The 17,687-nt window shown below is 73.2% G+C and carries 13 protein-coding genes; 6 read left to right on the top strand and 7 right to left on the bottom strand.

What is annotated here, in order from left to right:
* Positions 1 to 340: 340 nt before the first annotated feature.
* Entirely contained in the window at positions 341 to 877 is a 537-nt protein-coding gene (locus ACZ39I_RS28830) for a hypothetical protein (protein ID WP_467247572.1), read from the top strand.
* A 59-nt stretch (positions 878 to 936) separates the two neighbouring features.
* On the opposite strand, the gene ACZ39I_RS28825 is transcribed toward ACZ39I_RS28830, so the two are convergent.
* The 4 genes from ACZ39I_RS28825 to ACZ39I_RS28810 form a co-directional block, all read right to left on the bottom strand.
* Positions 937 to 5,634, bottom strand: a complete 4,698-nt coding sequence (locus ACZ39I_RS28825) for a hypothetical protein (RefSeq protein WP_467247570.1) — start codon at positions 5,632 to 5,634, stop codon at positions 937 to 939.
* A 37-nt stretch (positions 5,635 to 5,671) separates the two neighbouring features.
* The gene (locus ACZ39I_RS28820; RefSeq protein WP_451477429.1) at positions 5,672 to 6,550 is read right to left on the bottom strand and encodes a hypothetical protein; all 879 of its coding nucleotides are present in this window, start codon (positions 6,548 to 6,550) and stop codon (positions 5,672 to 5,674) included.
* Between the two features lie 31 nt (positions 6,551 to 6,581).
* Positions 6,582 to 8,111, bottom strand: a complete 1,530-nt coding sequence (locus ACZ39I_RS28815) for a hypothetical protein (protein ID WP_467247568.1) — start codon at positions 8,109 to 8,111, stop codon at positions 6,582 to 6,584.
* A 136-nt stretch (positions 8,112 to 8,247) separates the two neighbouring features.
* A complete protein-coding gene (locus ACZ39I_RS28810; RefSeq protein WP_467247566.1) occupies positions 8,248 to 8,943 on the bottom strand; it encodes a GntR family transcriptional regulator in 696 nt (231 codons plus the stop codon).
* Positions 8,944 to 9,073: 130 nt separating this feature from the next.
* Here ACZ39I_RS28810 and ACZ39I_RS28805 point away from each other — a divergent pair, with 130 nt between their 5' ends.
* The 5 genes from ACZ39I_RS28805 (at position 9,074) to ACZ39I_RS28785 (ending at position 13,488) form a co-directional block, all read left to right on the top strand.
* The gene (locus ACZ39I_RS28805; RefSeq protein WP_467247564.1) at positions 9,074 to 10,369 is read left to right on the top strand and encodes an MFS transporter; all 1,296 of its coding nucleotides are present in this window, start codon (positions 9,074 to 9,076) and stop codon (positions 10,367 to 10,369) included.
* Positions 10,366 to 11,187 (top strand): putative hydro-lyase, encoded by an 822-nt coding sequence (locus tag ACZ39I_RS28800; protein WP_467247562.1) that lies wholly within the window; start codon positions 10,366 to 10,368, stop codon positions 11,185 to 11,187. Before ACZ39I_RS28805 ends, ACZ39I_RS28800 begins: the two co-directional genes overlap by 4 nt.
* Positions 11,188 to 11,249: 62 nt before the next feature.
* Positions 11,250 to 12,008, top strand: coding sequence for a LamB/YcsF family protein (locus tag ACZ39I_RS28795; RefSeq protein ID WP_467247560.1), 759 nt, complete (start codon positions 11,250 to 11,252; stop codon positions 12,006 to 12,008).
* Entirely contained in the window at positions 12,005 to 12,622 is a 618-nt protein-coding gene (locus ACZ39I_RS28790; protein ID WP_467247558.1) for a 5-oxoprolinase subunit B family protein, read from the top strand. The genes ACZ39I_RS28795 and ACZ39I_RS28790 overlap by 4 nt, the downstream gene beginning before the upstream one ends.
* On the top strand, positions 12,619 to 13,488 hold the full coding sequence (locus tag ACZ39I_RS28785) for a 5-oxoprolinase subunit C family protein (protein WP_467247556.1): 870 nt from the start codon (positions 12,619 to 12,621) through the stop codon (positions 13,486 to 13,488). Before ACZ39I_RS28790 ends, ACZ39I_RS28785 begins: the two co-directional genes overlap by 4 nt.
* Positions 13,489 to 13,550: 62 nt before the next feature.
* On the opposite strand, the gene ACZ39I_RS28780 is transcribed toward ACZ39I_RS28785, so the two are convergent.
* From ACZ39I_RS28780 to ACZ39I_RS28770, 3 genes are all read right to left on the bottom strand, one after another.
* On the bottom strand, positions 13,551 to 14,714 hold the full coding sequence (locus ACZ39I_RS28780) for a glycosyltransferase (protein ID WP_467247609.1): 1,164 nt from the start codon (positions 14,712 to 14,714) through the stop codon (positions 13,551 to 13,553).
* A gap of 32 nt (positions 14,715 to 14,746) precedes the next feature.
* Positions 14,747 to 15,880 carry a glycosyltransferase family 4 protein gene (locus ACZ39I_RS28775; RefSeq protein WP_467247554.1) on the bottom strand — a complete coding sequence of 378 codons (1,134 nt, stop codon included), beginning with the start codon at positions 15,878 to 15,880 and terminating at the stop codon, positions 14,747 to 14,749.
* A gap of 188 nt (positions 15,881 to 16,068) precedes the next feature.
* Positions 16,069 to 17,487 carry a HEAT repeat domain-containing protein gene (locus ACZ39I_RS28770; RefSeq protein ID WP_467247552.1) on the bottom strand — a complete coding sequence of 473 codons (1,419 nt, stop codon included), beginning with the start codon at positions 17,485 to 17,487 and terminating at the stop codon, positions 16,069 to 16,071.
* Positions 17,488 to 17,687: the final 200 nt, after the last annotated feature.

Here is a 17,687-nt window from a genome sequence, read left to right as displayed (position 1 = left end):
AAGTTGCGTCCGGCACCCGAACTTCTGCCCCGACATCGAGACATCGGGAGTTGTCCCCCCATTACGGGAGATCACCTCCTGCGACCAGGCGAGTCGTGTCGGGCCGGAACCGATCGGCCAGGGCAGGTGGTTGGCTGGATTTTTTCGTTTCTTTGACGTCGCGGGGGAATCTTGAAGGAGTCCTGTTCGTCCTTCTCTTCGGGAAACGGCGGTGGATTCGGCCACAGGAGCCGCATCTGCAACTGGGCGGCGTAAAGCAGCGCAAGCCGGGCAGCCACCTTGAAGCCCGGTTGACGAACACCGGGACGAGGGAACTGCCGGCGGTGGGGAGTGACACGTGATGGGCACGGCGGAACGGCAGGAGGCGCCGGGAATCGGCGTGGAGACAGCGAGTCCGGCGGCGCCGCGGCGCCCCGAACCGCGGGTTCTCGGCATACCGGCGGAGCCGGAGGTGCCGAGGAGGCGCGCCGCGGCCCGGGAGGAGCCGTACCGGCCATTGTGGGTCGAGGAACCCGCGCGCAGGCGTCGGCTGCCGGATCCGGTGCGGACCTCCGCGGTGCGGGCGGTGCTCATTATCGCGGTGACCCTGCTTCAGGCGATGGTGGCCTTCCTGTGCACCATGGCCGGATCCTGGCTGGCGTTCCCGATGGTGCTGAGCGGTGTGGCGAGCACCGTGGTGGCCACCTGGGCGGCCCTGGACGTCTGGGTGACCCGCCAGGTGTGGAACCAGCGCCACGGCGTGGTGTCGACCCCGAGCAGCACGGCGCGGTCCCTGCGGCGCGAGCGGCGCAAGGCCCGGCGGCACGCGCGGATCACCGCGCGGGCGCAGGCGCGGATACGGCGGCAGGGCGGCGCGGGGCAGCTGTCCCACCCCTGAGCGCCGGCCTTCTGAGCGGCTGAGCCTCCGTCTCCCGGGCGGCTGACTCCCCTACGGACTTACGGAGACACCGGCGCCGGACGCTTGAACATGCGCGTCGCCGTGATCTCGCTGTGCCCCGCCTCGTCCGCCTGCGGCTGCTGCGGCAGGCCCGGCCTGAGGTGTTCCTCCACTCTGATGTACTTCAGGCCGGCCCTGAGGTCCGCGTCATTGCGCAGACGGATGACGAGGGGGAACTCGGCGAGTGCCGTGGTGTCGAACAAGCCCGTGGTGTACAGGAGTTGGACACCGAGCGCGTCCGACACCGCCCGCTGGAGCTCCAGCAGATACGTCGCGTTGGCGCGGCCGATCGGGTTGTCGAGGAACAGCGTGCCGGCGTGCCGGTGCTTGTCCCGGCCCCGGTCGTTGGAGCGCAGGGCGGCCATCGTGCAGTACAGCGCGATGGCCGCCGTCAGCAACTGGCCACCGGAGAACACGTCACCCATCTGTCCGACGGGCACCCGCTCGGCGCGCAGCACGGCGTCCGGCTTGAGGATCTCCACGGCCACGCCCCTGGGCTGGAGCGCCGCCCCGACTCCCCGCAGCAGCAGGGACATTCCGTCGCGCCGCAGGTCGGAGTTCTTCTTGACCGCGGCCCTGGTCGCCTCGTCGATGACCTCGCCGAGCCGCTCGGTCAGCGTCGCCTGGTCGGGTTCCTCGAAGCGGATCCGCAGGAACTCCTGCCCGGACCACTCGCCGAGCCCCTCGGGCAGCCGGGAGAGCCGCTGAGCGGACCTGAGCGTGGCGAGCGCGGACTCCACGAGCCCCCGCAGCCGGTCCACGATCGAGTCACGATTGCGCTCCAACTGCGCCAACTCGTCGGTCAGTACCCGCAGTCGGGGCGCGAAGGCGTCCGCCCACTTCTGCGCGTGCTCGGGCAGTGCGGACGCGGGCAGCTCCCGGATCTGCTGCCGCGCGGGGGTACGCACCTGCTCGTAGCGCGTGGAGTTGGCGTGCCGGACGAGCACGTCGCTCGCCTCGCGCACGGCGGCCTCGGCGGCGGACAGGTCGGCGGCGCAACCGCGCAGCGACCGGCGGGCCTCGGCGGCGGCCTGCCGGGCCTCCTCGGGGCTGCCCGGGTACGGCTCCGACTCGTCCTGCTCGTCCTCCATGGCGTGCTCGCGCAGCAGGTCGCGGAGCATCGCGGCGATCTCGTCGAAGCCGCCCGCCGCGTCCTCGGCGGCCCGGTGGGAGCCGAGCAGCTCCGCGTGCGCGTCCCTGGCCTGCGCCAACGCCTCGGTGCGGGAGGCGAGTTCGGCGGTGGCCGTACGCAGCAGCGCCTGCGCGTGCTCGGCGTCGCGCGGCTCCAGCTCCGGCGCCAGCTCGGTGTGCGCCTCGCCGTCCTCGGGAGCGTGCCGCTCGGCCTCGCCGCGCAACCGCCCGAGCTGCTCGCTCGCGGTCGACACCCGGGTCTCCAGGAGCTGCACCAGTTCCTCGGCACGGGCGGCTGCGGCCTGCCGGGAGGGCCCGTCGGACCCGTCGGGCGACTGGAGCAACTGCGCTGCGCGGGTGCGGACCTTGTTGCTCAGCCGGTCCAGTTCGGCGAGGGCCGCGCTCTCGTCGCTCTCCGCCCGGGCCTGCTCGGCCCGCAGGTCGGCGCCGACACCCACCTTCTCGTACAGCTGGGAGGCGGCCCGGTAGGCCTCGCGGAGCGCGGGCAGGGACGCCTTGGAGGCATCGGGGGCACTGTCCGGTACGTCGTCGGGGGCCCCGGCGATCTCGGCGCGCTCGGCGCGCAGCGCGCGGGCGGTGCGGCGGGCGTCGTCGGCGGCCCGCTGGGCCCCGCGCCGGTCCTCGTCGGCGGCCCGGGCGCGGTCCAGACAGGTCTGGGCGCGGGCTTCCGACTCGGTGGCCTCGTCGGCCAGTTCACGCAGCTTGGCCTGCCAGCCGGCCCGCTCGCGCAGCCGGTAGGCCAGCCCGGCGAGGGCGTCGGCGGCGCGCCGGGCCTTCTGGGCGGCCTCCTGCCGTTCGTCGCGTGTCCGCGCGGCCTCGGAGGCGGCTTCGTCGGCCTCGGCCCGCACCGTGCGTGCCTCGGCCAGTTCGGCCTCCGCCTCGTCGGCGAACACGCGCGTGTCCCGGGCGGCCTGCGCCAGCTCGACGAGCCGGCCGGCCGGACAGCCGGTGCGCCAGGAGGCGAGCCGGGCATTGAGTTCACGGTCCTTGCCCAGGCGGGCGGCGAGCGACCGAATCTCCTCGTCCCGCTCGCCGGCCCGGGCGCGCAGTGCCTGGCGCTCCTCGTCGGCGGCGTGTTCGTCGTGCATGGCCGGGTTCGGCGGTACGAGGAAGACGTCACCGCTCTGGGAGTCGGTGGCCGGGGTCGGCGCCAGCAGGGCGGCGGCCGTGCCGACGGCCACGGCGGAGCGCGGGAGCAGGGCCGCGTCGTTCAGTGCCTCGCGGGCACGCGCGTGGGTGGCGGGGTCGGTGATGATCACGCCGTCGACCAGTTCGGGCCGGGCGGCCAGCACGCGCGCGTGGTCGGCGGGGTCGACGGCCTGGGCGAGGTAGCGCCAGCCGGGCAGGGCGGGGATGCCGTTCTCACCGAGGAACTCGACCGCGGCCAGCACGTCCGGGCCCGGTGGCAGAAGCCCACCGTCGCCGAGCGCGCCGAGGATGCGGGAGTCGTCGGCGGCGGCCGTACGCAGCTCGAACAGTTGGCGTTCGGCCGAGGAGACGGAGTCGTCGAGCAGCTCGCGCAGTTCGTCGGCGAACCGGTCGAGGTCATCGGGGGTCAGGCCGCCGTCGGAGTGAGCACCCGTGGAGCCGGTGTGCGGATCGGCCCCGGCTCCGGAACTGTCGCGCCCGGTCGTGCCGTTCGTCCTGCTGCTCTCGGCCGCGCGCGGTCCCGGCACGGCGCCGGTGGTCCCGCCGGTGGTCCCGGTCAGGCTCAGCAGCTCCGCCAGCCGCTCTTCGCCCGCCAGTCCCTCGGCCAGGCGCCGCTCGGCCTCGTAGGACCGGGCGGCTGCCGTGGCCGCGTCCTCCGCGCGGGCGGCCGTGAGTTCCGCCCGGGATTCGGCGGCGGCCGCCTCGCGGGCGTGCTCGGCGGCCCGGTTCGACGCCTCGCGGGCGGTGTCCCAGGCGGCGACGGCCGACTTCTCGGCGTCGCTCGCGGCGAGGGCCGCGCGGGCGGGGTCGGCGTCGGGGGCAGTGTCGTCGAGCCAGCCCGCGCGCACGGCCTCGGCGGTCTCCTGTTCGACCTCGCTCAGCCGCTGGCGCAGATGGCCGATCTCGCTGCGGGCGCGCTGGGCCTCGGTGGCGGCCGACGTGGAGTCCTGGTAGGCCGACTGGCTGACGTCCTGGAGAGCGGCGGACCGCTCCTCCTCCTCGTTGGCGAGCGTCTCGGCGCTCTCTGCGGCCGTCTGCAGGGCGCGGACGAGATCGACGGCGGCCCTGGCGCGGGCGGCGAGCGCGGGCGCCGCGTCCCGCTCGGCCTCCTGGATGGCGGCGGCCACGCGCGCGCCCCGGTCGGCGGCGGCCCGGTGGCGCAGTACGGCCTCGGCGGCCTGCCAGGCGGAGTGCAGCGTGCGCGCTTCGGCGAGCTCGCGCTTCTGGGCCGCGGCCGACTTCTCGGCGGCGGCGAGCGCCAGGGAGGCGTTCCGGTAGGCGAGTTCGGCGGCGATGAGCGCACTGCGCTCCCGGCCCGCCTCGGCATGTGTGACGGCGTAGGCGGCCGCGGTGACCCGCTGGGCCAGGTCGGCGGCGCGCACCCGCTCCTGGGCGCCTCGCGCGGACAGCCGGCGGGCCAGCGTCCGGGTACGGCGTTCGGCGCCCGTGTGGATGTCACGCGCGCGTGAGCGGGCCTCGGCGCCCTCGACGATCCGGCCCAGCAGGTCCACCGACCCCGCGGTGAACTCCCGTTCGGCGATGAGCTCGGCGCGGCGCCCCAGCTTGTTGCCGAACCCGCTGACCAGGTCGGCGAGCCCGTCGGTGTCACGGGTGTCGGTCACGGCCCGCAGCAGCAGGTCGGTGAAGTCGGAGTCCTTCTTCACCGCGAACAGGCCGGCGGCCTCGCCCTCGTCGGCGTTCATCTCCCGCTGGTAGCGGAAGAGTTCGGGGTCCAGGCCGAGGTCGCCCAGGTGCTCGATCCACCGGTCGTGGATCTCCTCCCAGTGCACCTCCAGATGCGGATACGCCTTGCCCGCCTCGGTGAGAGCGTCCCGGAAGCCCTTCATGGTGCGACGGCGGCCCTGTGCGGCCGACTGGCCCTCGGCGGGCGGCCTTACGGCAGTGGACTCGGCGACGGGCAAGTTGTCGAGGCTGAGGCCCGGTCCGGGCCTGAACGAGTACCAGGCCTCGGCGAACTTCCGCGGGTCGTTGGAGACCTGGCGCCCCCGCCACTCGCTGACCTTGCCGACGACGACGCACTCGCCGGTGAGGGTGTGCTGCCATTCCAGGGCCACGTGCCCGCAGTCGTCCGCCAGCAGGAACTTGCGCAGCACACCGGAGCTGGCGCCGCCGAGGGTGTTGCGGTGGCCCGGCAGCATCACCGAGAAGATCAGCTTGAGCAGGACGGACTTGCCGCCACCGTTCTCCAGGAAGAGCACTCCTGCGGGCGCGGGCCGGCGCGGCGGGCCGACGGGCTCCTCCTCGAAGAACTCCGCCTGGGTGGGCGCGGGGTCGGGCACTTCCGCGCCGACGCCGCGCAGGTCAAGCACGGTGTCGGCGTAGCGCGCACCGGCAGGACCGATGGAGTAGAGGCGGACCCGGGACAGCTCGTACATGGCGGACTCTCGTAAGTCTTCGGCAGGTCAGGGAAGTTCAGGAGTGGAACGGCAGCCCGGCATCGGCCACCAGCTCCACGTCGTCGCCGTCCTCGGGCGGCAGCAGCGTCGGTGTGCCGTCGGTGACCGGGACGACTCCCAGTTCCAGGAGTTCGGCCATGGCGGCGCTTCCGGCCATGTCCCGCACCTGGAGCTGGTAACGAGCCGTGGTCCGGTAGGTACCGCCGTTGTCGTCCCCGGTGCGCTGGAGGAACCCGGAGTCGGTGAGGAAGGCGGCCGCCTTGCCGACGATGCCGGTCGTCGACCCGGCGAGCCGGCGCGCGTCCTTGGTCGCACCGGCCGCGCTGCGTCTGGCCCAGATCCGCCAGGCCGCCTCCAGGCCCGGAGCGTCGGTGGCCGGGTCGGTGTTCTCGCCCACCTCCTCGGCCCGCTCCTCGAGGCGCCGGCAGGCCTGCCGTACGAAGGCGTCGACGCCGTTGACCGAGACCCGCCCGATGTAGCCGTCGTCGGCGAGGTCCTCGGGCCGCGGGAAAGCCATGGCGGCCACGGCGAGATGGGCGAGGCCGTGCAGGAAGCGGTCGCCGCCGTCGGCGGACGTACGACGCGCGTAGTCCCCCATCCGGACGGCGAACACCGAGTCCTCTGCGGCGGTCACGGCCATCCCCGCGCGCGGGGACACTTCGAGGACGACAAGGCCGAGTCCGGCGGCGACGGCGTCGGCGAGCCGCGCGAACGGCGGGTCCTCCCGGTAGCGCCGCAGCAGTTCGGCGTACTCCTGGTCCCGCGCGGGCTGCAGTTTGGGCTGCAGCCCGAAGGCGACGAGCCGAGCGGCGTCGGCGGCGTCGGCGGGAGTGACGGCGGCGGGCGCCGACGGGGTCGGGACCTCCGTGTCGCTCCACTCGACTTGCTCACTCACGGCTTGGGCTCCTTGTCACGCTGCTTCTCACTCATGCTGCCTCCGTCCGGTCCGCCGCCATCCCCGCGGCGTCCAGCAGGGCTGTGCCGACGATGAGGTCGGCGCCGCCGAAGTCCGGATCGTCCAGTTCCGTCCCGTCGTCCACGGCGAAGAGGAGCTTCTGCTCGCCCTGGCGGTAGGCGGTGCCGACGGCAGGGCTGGCGGCGTGGATCGCCAACAGGGCGACCAGGTAGGCGAGATCGAACCCGCCGGTCCGGCGGGCGTCCGCGAGCAGCCCGGAGAGCCGTCGCGGCGCGTCCGCCGGCAGGTCGAGCAGCTGCTTCGCGGAAGCCAGTTGCTCCTCGCTGAACCGGCTGTCGTCGGGGGTGGCGATGAGGTCCGGCTCCGGCATCTCCGCGCCCAGGTGCTCCCGCTCCATCGGCGGGGTCAGCAGTATGTCGACGAGGTCGCCCACCCGGACCGACACCGGCGTGCGCAGGCCGGTACCGCGCGCGAAGAACGCGTCGGTGACCCGGGTGGCCTGCTCCAACGGCAGGGGCAGCACCGGGGCGACGAGGTGGCCGTACAGGTCGATCCCCGATGTCGTCATGGGGGTGGCGAAGGCCTGCCGGTCCTGCTCGGCGCGGAACAGCGGGCCGGCCTCCAGGAGTCGGGACTGGAGCTGGGTGTGGCGCCGGATGCAGTCCTTGACGATGTCGACGAGTTCGGCGGCGCGCCGCTTCTGCTCGGGGTCCTCGGACTCGTCCCGCGCCTTGCGGATGTTGGTCAGGATCGCGTTCTCGTGGCGGTACCGGTCGGCGACGTGGTCGAGCGCCTCGGCGATCATGTCGGGCACGGAGTTTAGCCAGTCGACGGCCCGGACATTGCGCCGGGTGGCGTCAAGCGCCCTGCGCAGGGTCTCGGAGTACTGCACGGTCCGGTAGCGGGCCTGCTCCGCGGCGAGCTGGGCGTCGGCGAGGCGGCCGCGGCTGATCAGTACCTCCAGCTTGACCTCGGCGGCGATCTGGGCGCTGGTGACGTCGGTGTCGAGGGCTCCGACGAGGACGTTCACCGCCTCGTCGGTCGTCCGGAGATACACCGAGCCGCCGGGGCCCGGCACCTCCTCGATCAGCTTGAAGTCGTAGTCACGCCGGACATACGTGCCGTCGGGGTCGAAAGTGCCGTAGACCGCTCGGAAACCGCGGTCGACGCTGCCGACGTTGATCAGGTTCTCCAGGACCCAGCGGGCCACGCGCTCGTGCTCGGCGACGGGTCGCTGCGGGGCCTGGGCGGCGATGCGCGGGATGAGGCGGGCGACGATCTGGTCGTGGTCGGCGCCGGTGTCGAAGTCCATGTTCAGGGTGACCAGGTCGATGGCCGCGAGGGCCACCTCGGCCATGCCGTACACCGAGTACTCGCCGGCGAGATTGGCCTTGCGCGCGTCGAGGTCGTGCAGCGGCGCGGTGCAGGCGAGCGCGCGCAGCCGACGCGCCAGTCCCTCGTCGGCGGCCGGGCCCGGTGCGGGGCGCGGCCCCGCGCTGAACTGGGGCGGAACGCTGTCCGTCGTCGCAGGCGAAGTCACGGTGCACAGACTAGGTCCTCGGTCTGACAACTCCCCAAACGGCGCGGATCGCCTCCGGCTGTTGGACGGGGGACTGCCGGTTGCGTCTCGTCTGCGGGCCGTCTTCGGCTGATCGCGCAGTTCCCCGCGCCCCCGGCTAGGTGTCCTCGCCCACCCTTCGCCTGTAGACCTCGACCACTCGCTCCAGAGAGTTGGCGAGGTACACGGCGAGCAGCCGTTCCGCCCCAACTCTGTCGCCCTCCTGCAATGCCTGGAGGATCTGCTGGTTGCGGGCCAGGTACGGCTCGTGGAGGGCCTTCGGATCGTCCACGACATGGAAGGCCAGGCGGAGTTCGGCGAAGACGCTGCGCATCAGTTCGTCGGTGCGGTCGCTGCCCGCGAGGGCGACGAGTTCCCGGTGGAAGTGGATGTTGGCCGTGCCCAGCGTTTTCCAGTCACCTTCGTGCACCGCCCGCTGTCCCTCCCCGACCGCTTCGGCGAGCGCGTCCAGGGCGTACGGCGGTTGACCCAGTCCGCGGACGACGGCGCACTCCACGAGCGCGCGGGTGCGGTAGATGTCCTCCACGTCCTCGACCGCCAGGACCCGGACGAACACGCCGCGGTTCAGCTCGTGGACGAGCAGCCGCTCGTGCGTGAGCAGCCGGAAAGCCTCGCGCAAGGTGTTGCGGGAGACCCCCAGCGCCCCTCCGATGCTGTCCTCCGACAGTCGTGTCCCCGGCGGGAAGTAGCCCTCGGCGATACGGCTCCTGAGGATGTCCGAGACCCGCTCGGCCGTGCTGGTACGGCCCAGGAGGGCACGGTCGTCGGCCAGTCCGCTCAGTTGCTCTGCCATGCCCGGAATTCAACCGCAGACACGAGAACGAAACAACAGGGGTATTGAAGGATCGTTGAACGATCCTCTACGGTGCTCTACACCGCACGGCTCAGCCCCGCATCCTCCGTCCTCCCTCTGCGAGGTGCTCATGAGCACGACCCCGCCCCCACAGCCCCTGATTGATCACCCCACACCGACCGAACATCCCGCCGAAGACGGGGCGTTGGGCTGGTACCGCGCCCTCGGTCCGCGCGGCCGGCGTGCCTTCGCCGGTGCGTTCGGCGGCTACGCCCTCGATTCCTACGACTACTTCACGCTCCCGCTGAGCATGGTCGCGCTGGCCGCCTCCTTCGGCCTGAACAGCGGCCAGACCGGTCTCTTCACCACCGTCACCCTGCTGGCCTCCGGCATCGGCGGGGCCCTGGCAGGGGTGCTGGCCGACCGGGCCGGCCGGGTCAGGGCGTTGATGATCACGGTGGTCACCTACGCGATCTTCACCGTGGCCTGCGGCTTCGCCCCCAACTTCGAGTCGCTGCTGGTCTTCCGCGCCCTGCAGGGCCTCGGTTTCGGCGGCGAATGGGCGGTCGGCGCGATCCTGGTCGCCGAGTACGCGAGCGCCAAGCACCGGGGCCGCACGCTGGGCGCGATCCAGAGCTCGTGGGCCGTGGGCTGGGCCCTGGCCGCGATCATGTACACGCTGGTGTTCTCGGTCTTCGACGACGGCACGGCCTGGCGCGTGATGTTCTGGACCGGCGCGCTGCCCGCGCTGCTCGTCGTCTGGATGCGGCGCCAGGTCCAGGACGCCCCCGAGGCGATCGCGGTGCGCGAGAGGAGCGCCGGGAAGGGCTCGTTCGCCGCGATCTTCAAGCCGGACCTGCTGCGTACGACGATCTTCGCGGGGCTGCTGTCCACCGGCGTCCAGGGCGGCTACTACACGCTCGCCACCTGGGTGCCGACGTATCTGAAGAGCGACCGCGGACTGTCGGTCGTGGGCACCGGCGGCTATCTGACCTTCCTGATCTCCGGGGCCTTCCTCGGCTACCTGACCGGCGGTTACCTCACCGACCGGCTGGGCCGGCGGCGCAACATCTGGCTCTTCGCCCTGCTGTCGGCCGTCTGCATCGTGGCCTACGGCAACATCCCGAGCGGAGCCGACACCTGGCTCCTGATCCTCGGCTTCCCGCTCGGGTTCTGCATGTCGGCGATCTTCAGCGGCTTCGGGTCCTATCTGAGCGAGCTGTACCCGACGGCGGTGCGCGGCTCGGGTCAGGGCTTCACGTACAACGCGGGCCGTGCGGTCGGCGCGGTCTTCCCGACCACCGTCGGCTTCCTGGCCGACAGCTGGGGTGTGGGCGGGGCGCTGGTCTTCGGCGCCATCGGCTACGGCATCGCCGCCCTGGCCCTGCTCGGACTGCCGGAGACCCGTGGGAAGGAACTCGCATGAACCGCACGGAGGACCGCCCTCTGACCCTCGCCGACGAGCACGCGCACGCGTGGAGCCCGGCCGAGGCACGCGCCCGCTTCCGCGCCGGCCTGGCCGGCCCCACCGCCGGGGTCGCGGCCGGCCACACCCAGGCCAACCTGATCTCGGTGCCCGCCGACTGGGCGTACGAAATGCTGCTGTTCTGCCAGCGCAACCCCAAGCCCTGTCCGGTCCTCGACGTCACGGACGCCGGCGACCCGACCACCGTCCTCGCCGAGGGCGCCGATCTGCGCACCGACCTCCCGCGCTACCGGGTGTGGGAGGACGGCCGGCTGGTGGACGAGCCGACGGACGTACGCGCACACTGGCGTGACGACCTCGTTTCGTTCCTGATCGGGTGCAGTTTCACCTTCGAGTGGGCACTTTCGGAGGCGGGCGTCCCGATCCGGCACATCCAGCAGGGCCGGAACGTTCCCATGTACGTGACCAGTCGACAGTGCCGTCCCGCGGGGCGGTTGCACGGACCCATGGTGGTGTCCATGCGCCCGGTGCCACCGCAGCACCTGGCCGCCGCCCTGAGAGAGAGCAGTCTGCTCCCGGCCGTGCACGGCAGTCCGGTGCACTGCGGCGATCCCTCCGGGCTCGGCATCGACGACCTCGGCCGCCCCGACTTCGGTGATCCGGTGGACGCCGAGCCCGACGACATCCCGGTGTTCTGGGCCTGCGGAGTGACCCCGCAGGCCGCGGTGATGGCCTCGCGACCGCCGTTCGCCATCACCCACGCACCTGGGCAGATGTTCCTGACGGACGCCCGCGACGAGCAGTACAGAGTGGCCTGAAGACCCCCACTGGAGTCCCTTGAGAACCCGTTGAGAACCCCGGAAGGAGATACGAGACCTCCATGACCTCGATCGATCTGAACGCCGACCTCGGCGAGGGCTTCGGCCGCTGGCAGCTGACCGACGACGAGCAACTGCTGTCCGTCGTCACCAGCGCCAACGTGGCCTGCGGGTTCCACGCCGGGGACGCGGTCACCATGCGCCGGGTGTGCGAGCTGGCCGCCACGCGCGGGGTCCGGATCGGCGCCCAGGTCTCCTACCGCGACCTCGCGGGGTTCGGGCGGCGCGCGATGGACGTGCCGTCCGCCGAGCTGACGGCCGAGGTGGCCTACCAGATCGGCGCCCTGGAGGTCTTCGCCCGGGCGGCGGGCACACGCGTGTCCTACGTCAAGCCGCACGGCGCCCTCTACAACCGTGTCGTCCACGACGAGGAGCAGGCCGCCGCGGTCGTCGCCGGCGTGCTCCTCGCCGACGCCACGCTGCCCGTGCTGGGCCTGCCCGGCTCGCGTCTGCTGGAGGCGGCCGGGAAGGCGGGCCTGGAGGCCGTCACCGAGGCCTTCGCGGACCGCGCCTACACCGAGGAGGGCACGCTGGTGCCACGCGGCCAGGAGGGTGCGGTGGTCACCGATCCCGAGGCGGTCGTGGAACGCTCGCTGGGCCTGGCCCGGGACCACGCGGTCACCGCCCGCTCCGGGACCCGCATCGAGGTCGAGGCCCGCTCGCTGTGCCTGCACGGCGACACCCCGGGCGCGGTGGAACTGGCCCGACGGGTGAGACAGCGCCTGGAGTCCTCGGGCGTCCGGGTGGAGGCCTTCGTATGAGGGCGCTGCGCGTCGGGGACGACGCCCTGCTCGTCGAGGTGTCCTCGGGCGAGGAGGCCCAGGCCCTCCACGCCGAGCTGGTGCGTCGCCGCGCGGAGGGCTCACTGACGGTCCGCGAGATCGTGCCCGCGGCCCGCACGGTCCTCCTCGACGGTCTCGCCGACCCGGCCCGTCTGACCGCCGAACTCACCGACGCGGAGGTGCCGCCCGCTCCCCCTCGCGCGCGTGAGGTGATCGAACTCCGGGTGCGCTACGACGGCCCGGACCTGGCCGACGTGGCCGCGCACTGGGGTGTCTCCCCCGCGGAGGTGGCCCGCGTCCACGCCGGCACCGAGTTCACGGTCGCCTTCTGCGGATTCGCTCCCGGCTTCGGCTACCTCACCGGCCTGCCCGCCCGCTACGACGTCCCGCGCCGGGCCACCCCGCGCACGGCCGTCCCGGCGGGTTCGGTGGCGCTCGCGGGCCCGTACACCGGCGTCTACCCGCGCTCGTCGCCGGGCGGCTGGCATCTCATCGGCACCACGGACGCCGTTCTGTGGGACCACACACGCGTGCCGGCCGCGCTGCTCTCGCCGGGTGCACGGGTGCGCTTCGTGCCGATGGGGGCGGCATGACCGACCGCGCCCTCTCCGTCGTCCGGGCCGGAGCGCTGACCACCGTCCAGGACCGGGGCCGCCCGGGCCACGCCCACCTCGGCGTCCCCCGCTCGGGCGCCCTGGACGGTCCGGCGGCCGACCTCGCCAACCGTCTGGTCGGCAACCGCCCCGAGGCGGCCGTCCTGGAGACCACGCTCAACGGCTGTGCGCTGCGCCCCCGTTCGACGGTCACCGTGGCAGTCACGGGTGCACCCTGCCCGATCGCGGTGGACGGCCGGCCTGCGGCCTGGGGCGCGCCGGTGCGCGTGCCGGCCGGAGCACTGCTGACCGTCGGAACGGCCGTTTCGGGACTGCGCAGTTATGTGGCCGTCTCCGGCGGAATCGCCGTGGAGCCGGTCCTGGGCAGCCGCTCCACGGACCTGCTGTCCGGCCTGGGCCCGACCCCCCTCACGGACGGCGCGGTACTCCGACTGGGCACACCGAACTCCCTCCACACACGCGTGGACACGGCACCGCAGCCGGCGCCCCAGGCCGAACTCGTCCTCCGCGTCACGCTGGGCCCCCGAGACGACTGGTTCACCCCGGAAGCGGTACGGATCTTCACCTCCCGCGCCTTCCGGGTGTCCTCGGCGAGCAACCGCATCGGCCTGCGCACGGAGGGGCCGGCCCTGGAGCGGGCCCGTCCGGGCGAACTCCCCAGCGAGGGCATGGTCCTGGGCGCGGTCCAGGTCCCGCCGAACGGCAGACCGGTGATCTTCCTCGCCGACCACCCGACCACCGGCGGCTACCCGGTGATCGGAGTGGTCCGAGAGACGGACCTCCCTGCGGCGGCCCAGGCGGTACCGGGCACGCCGGTGCGCTTTGTGGAGGTATGTCGCCGATAACCGGCCGAGGGCAACGCAGCGCGAGCCTCATGCCACACCCCCGGCTCAGGACGCGCCCCCGCTCATGCCACACCTCCCGGCACGGAACGCCCTACGACGACCTCCGCGTCGTGCGCGGCGAGGAACGCCCGGACCGCCGTGTCCCACCCGAAGCACTCCGCACGCGCGCGTGCGGTCTCGCGGCGCTCGGACTCGGGCCGTTCGAGCAGCATGTCCACGGCGTCCGCGAAGGCATCCCCGCGGTCGGCGGCGACGGTCCCGGCGGAGCCGATGACCTCAGGAAGTGCGGAGGAGGCGCTCACCACCACCGGCGTGCCGCACGCCATGGCCTCCAGCGCGGCCAACCCGAAGGTCTCGGCCGGTCCAGGGGCCAGGCACACGTCGGCGGATGCCTGGAGGGCGCCGAGCAGCCCGCTGTCGGAGAGGTGCCCGAGGAAGGTGACCGGCAGCCCGCGCTCCCGCGCCCGCTGCTCCAGACGCGGTCGCAGCGGCCCGTCCCCGGCCACCACGAGCACCGCCCGCCGCCCGCGCCGTACCAGCGCCTCCAGGGTGTCCAGCGCGGTGCGGGGCTGTTTCTCCACGGACAGCCGGGTGCAGGTCACGATGAGTGTCTCGTCCTCGCGCGCGTAGCGGGCCCGCAGTCCCGCGTTGCGCAGCGCCGGGCGCCGCTCGACGAGGTCGACGCCGAGTGGGGCCCGTACGACGTTGCGGGCGCCGATCCGCACGAACTCCCGCTCGGCGAACTCGGTGGTGCACACCACGCGCGCGTACGTGTGCGCCGTACGGACGTTGAGGGCGTCGGCGGCACGCCGGGCCGCGCCCTCCGGCAGGCCCCAGGTGCGCAGCACGCCGTCGGCGGTCTCGTGGGAGACCATCACGGCGGGAACCCGGGCGCGCCGGGCCCACTTGCCGGTCCACCTGAGGGTCGTACGGTCGCAGACCTCCAGGCGGTCGGGGGCGAGCTCCTCCAGGAGCCGGGCCACGCGCCGCCTGTCGGCGAGGACGCGGTAACCGCCGGTGCCGGGCAGAAGCGGGCCCGGCAGGGTGATGACCCGTCCCTGCTCGGTCAGGCGGTCGCTTGCACGTTCACCGGGGACGATGAGCACGGGCTCGTGTCCGGCCGCCCGGTAGCCCTTGCCGAGCTCGCGCAGGGCGGTGCGCAGGCCGCCCGAGGCGGGGGCGACGAAGTTGGCGAGCCGGACGATCCGCAGCGACCGGCCGCTCATGCCGCCATGACCGCTCATGCCGCCATATCCGCTCATGCCGCCACCGCCGTCTTCCGGCCGGTGAGCACGGTGGCGTAGTGGCCGATCAGCCGGTCACCGACTGCCGCCCAGGTGCGCCCCTCGACCATGGCCCGCGCGGCGACGCCGAACGCGGCACGCATCTCGGGGTCGGCGGCCAGGGACCACACCGCGTCCCGTACGGCTGCCGGGTCGCGCGGTGGGACGAGGAACCCGGTGCGCCCGTGGGCGACCAGGTCCAGCGGACCGCCGGCGGCGGGCGCGACGACGGGCACACCGCTCGCCATGGCCTCCTGCACGGTCTGGCAGAACGTCTCGAAGGGGCCGGTGTGCGCGAAGACGTCCAAGGAGGCGAAGATCCTGGCCAGTTCGTCGCCCGTGCGGGAGCCCAGGAAGACCGCGCCGGGCAGTGCCTGCTCGAGAGCGGGCCGGGTCGGCCCGTCCCCGACCACCACGACCTTGACGCCCTCCAGTCGGCAGGTGTCGGCCAGCAGCTCGATGTGCTTCTCCGCGGCGAGCCGACCGACGTAACCGACGATCGTCTCGCCGTTCGGGGCGAGCCGGCGGCGCAGCCCTTCGTCGCGCAGGTCGGGGCGGAAGCGGACGGTGTCCACGCCCCGCGGCCACAGCTCGACCCTGGGGACGCCGTGCGCCTCCAGATCGCGCAGGGACGCGCTGGACGGGGCGAGGGTGAGGTCGGCTGCGGCGTGGACGGAACGGATACGGCGCCAGGCGGCGGCTTCTCCCGCGTGCACGTAGGTGCGGGCGTATCCGGCGAGGTCGGTCTGGTAGACAGCCACGGCGGGGATGCCGAGCCGGGCGGCGGCGGCCATGCCGCGGACGCCGAGGACGAAGGGGCTGGCCAGGTGGACGACGTCGGCACGGTGCTCGACGATCGCCGCGGCCACGCGCCTGCTGGGGAGGGCGACGCGGACCTGGGGGTAGCCCGGGAGGGGGACGGAGGGGACACGGACGACGGGGCACGGCGCGAGGGCGTCCGCGCCGTGCCCGGGGCCGGACGCGGTGGCCGGCGCGACGACGAGCGGAAGGTGACCGCGATCCACGAGGTGCCGGGCGGTCTGGAGCGCGCAGTGGGCCACGCCGTTCACATCGGGGGGAAAGGATTCGGTCACTATGACGACACGCATGGGACTGTTCTCGCCGTGCTGGACGTGGCCGCGTCAACGTGGATCTTTCCGGACGAGGAACGTCCCATGAGCGTTCTGCTGCGCACCCGAGCAGGTCGGGTGACGTCCATGCGCACCTGACCCGCGGGTCGTCCGGAGTTCACCGGGCGGGTGTGACAGGGCCCTGATGTTCACACCCGAAGGCGGTGTCACATGGCCGCGGTGTCCGGTCCGATACGGCTGCGTACGGCCGTCTGGACCTCGGCCTCCTCGGCCGGGTCGGCGGCCAGCCGGCGCAGTCGCTCCACGACCCGGGCGTCGCCGGTCTCGGCGTGCCGGGCGGCGATCTCGCGGGTGGTCTCCTCGCAGTCCCAGAGGCATTCGACGGCGAAGCCGGTGGCGAAGGACGGATCGGTGGCGGCGAGCGCGCGGGCGGCGCGGCCGCGGAGGTGGGAGGAGGCCGTCTCCCGGTAGATGTGACGCAACACGGGGGCGGCGCAGGCGATGCCGAGGCGTCCGGTGCCGTCGACGAGGGTCCACAGGGTGGCCGCGTCGGGTCCCTCGCCCCGTACGGCCTCCCGGAGGGCTGCCAGTACGAGGTCCCGGTCCTGGGCTCCGCCCAGGCAGGCGAGCATGCGTCCGGCGGCGGCGCCCAGCGGATCGGGTCGGCGGGCCCAGCCACGCGCGCGGTCGACGGCGGCGATACTGCGCATGCGTTCGAACGAGCCGAGGGCGGCCTCCACCACGGCCGGTGAGCCGGTGACGGCGGCCAACTCGATCAGATCGAAGGCGTCGGGGTCGTTGCTGTCGGAGAGATAGCGCAGAGCGGTGGCCCGAGCCCCGTCGGTGCCGTCCTTGGCGACCGCGATGATCTCGGGCCGGTCCTCGGGTCCGGCGACGGCGGCCAGGCAGCGGGCGGCGGGCACATGGAGGGCCGCCCCGCGCTCGACGCCTTGCTGGGCCCACTCGAAGACGGCCTGCACGCTCCACCCCGGGCGGGGCCCTGCGGGTCGCATCTGGCGTTGCCAGCGGTCGAAACAGCCGGCCTCCTGAGCGGCACGCACACGCGTGGAGACGGATTCGCGGGGATCGTCGGCCCACAACCGCCATGGCCTCGGTTCGAAGGCGTCCCGGACGGCGGCGGCCAGTTCGGCCTCGCCCTCGGGATCGGTCCCGAACCGGGCGAGCACGGGCGCGGCGAGGGCACGGAGGCCGGCGTCGTCGTCCCGCAGCGCGAGTTCGTCCAGCGCCCAGGCCCAGTTGGAGCCCGAGGCGGCGTACCTGCGCAGCAGTTCGAGCGCGTCGCGCCTGCCGTAGGAGGCGAGGTGGCCGAGGACGGCCAGGGCGAGGCCCGTGCGTGACTCCTCGGTGTCGAAGACGTCGTCCACCTCGAAGAGGTGCGCCTCGATCTCGTCGAGCTCGCCGCCCAGGTCGAGGAAGAGACGGGCGTAGTACAGCGAGCGGTTCTCCACCTGCCAGTCGTGGCGGGGATCGCGCAGCACGCAGTGGTTCAGGGCCGCGAGCGCCTCGGCGCGCGGGGCGGTGAGCGCGTGCAGTGTGCCGTCGCCGCGGCCCCGCTGGAGCAGGCCGAGCAGCGTGCCGCTGGGCGCTATGACCGGATCGAACATGGGAAACAGCCTCACATCAAGCGTCGACGCAACCGGGGACGTGCATTACCTGGCCGCGTGACAACACGTCGGGGCGCCCGCCGTTTCCTGCTTGCTGTAAGCCATCTTCCTCTGCCTCTCGTCGGTGGCCCATACGGACCGTGTCACGGTCCGCGCGGTGCGGCATCAGCTGCCCGGCCATCACGTCCGTGAACCACGAG

The sequence above is a fragment of the Streptomyces sp. NPDC024687 genome, from assembly GCF_055559055.1.
This window is presented reverse-complemented; position numbering and strand designations above follow the sequence as displayed.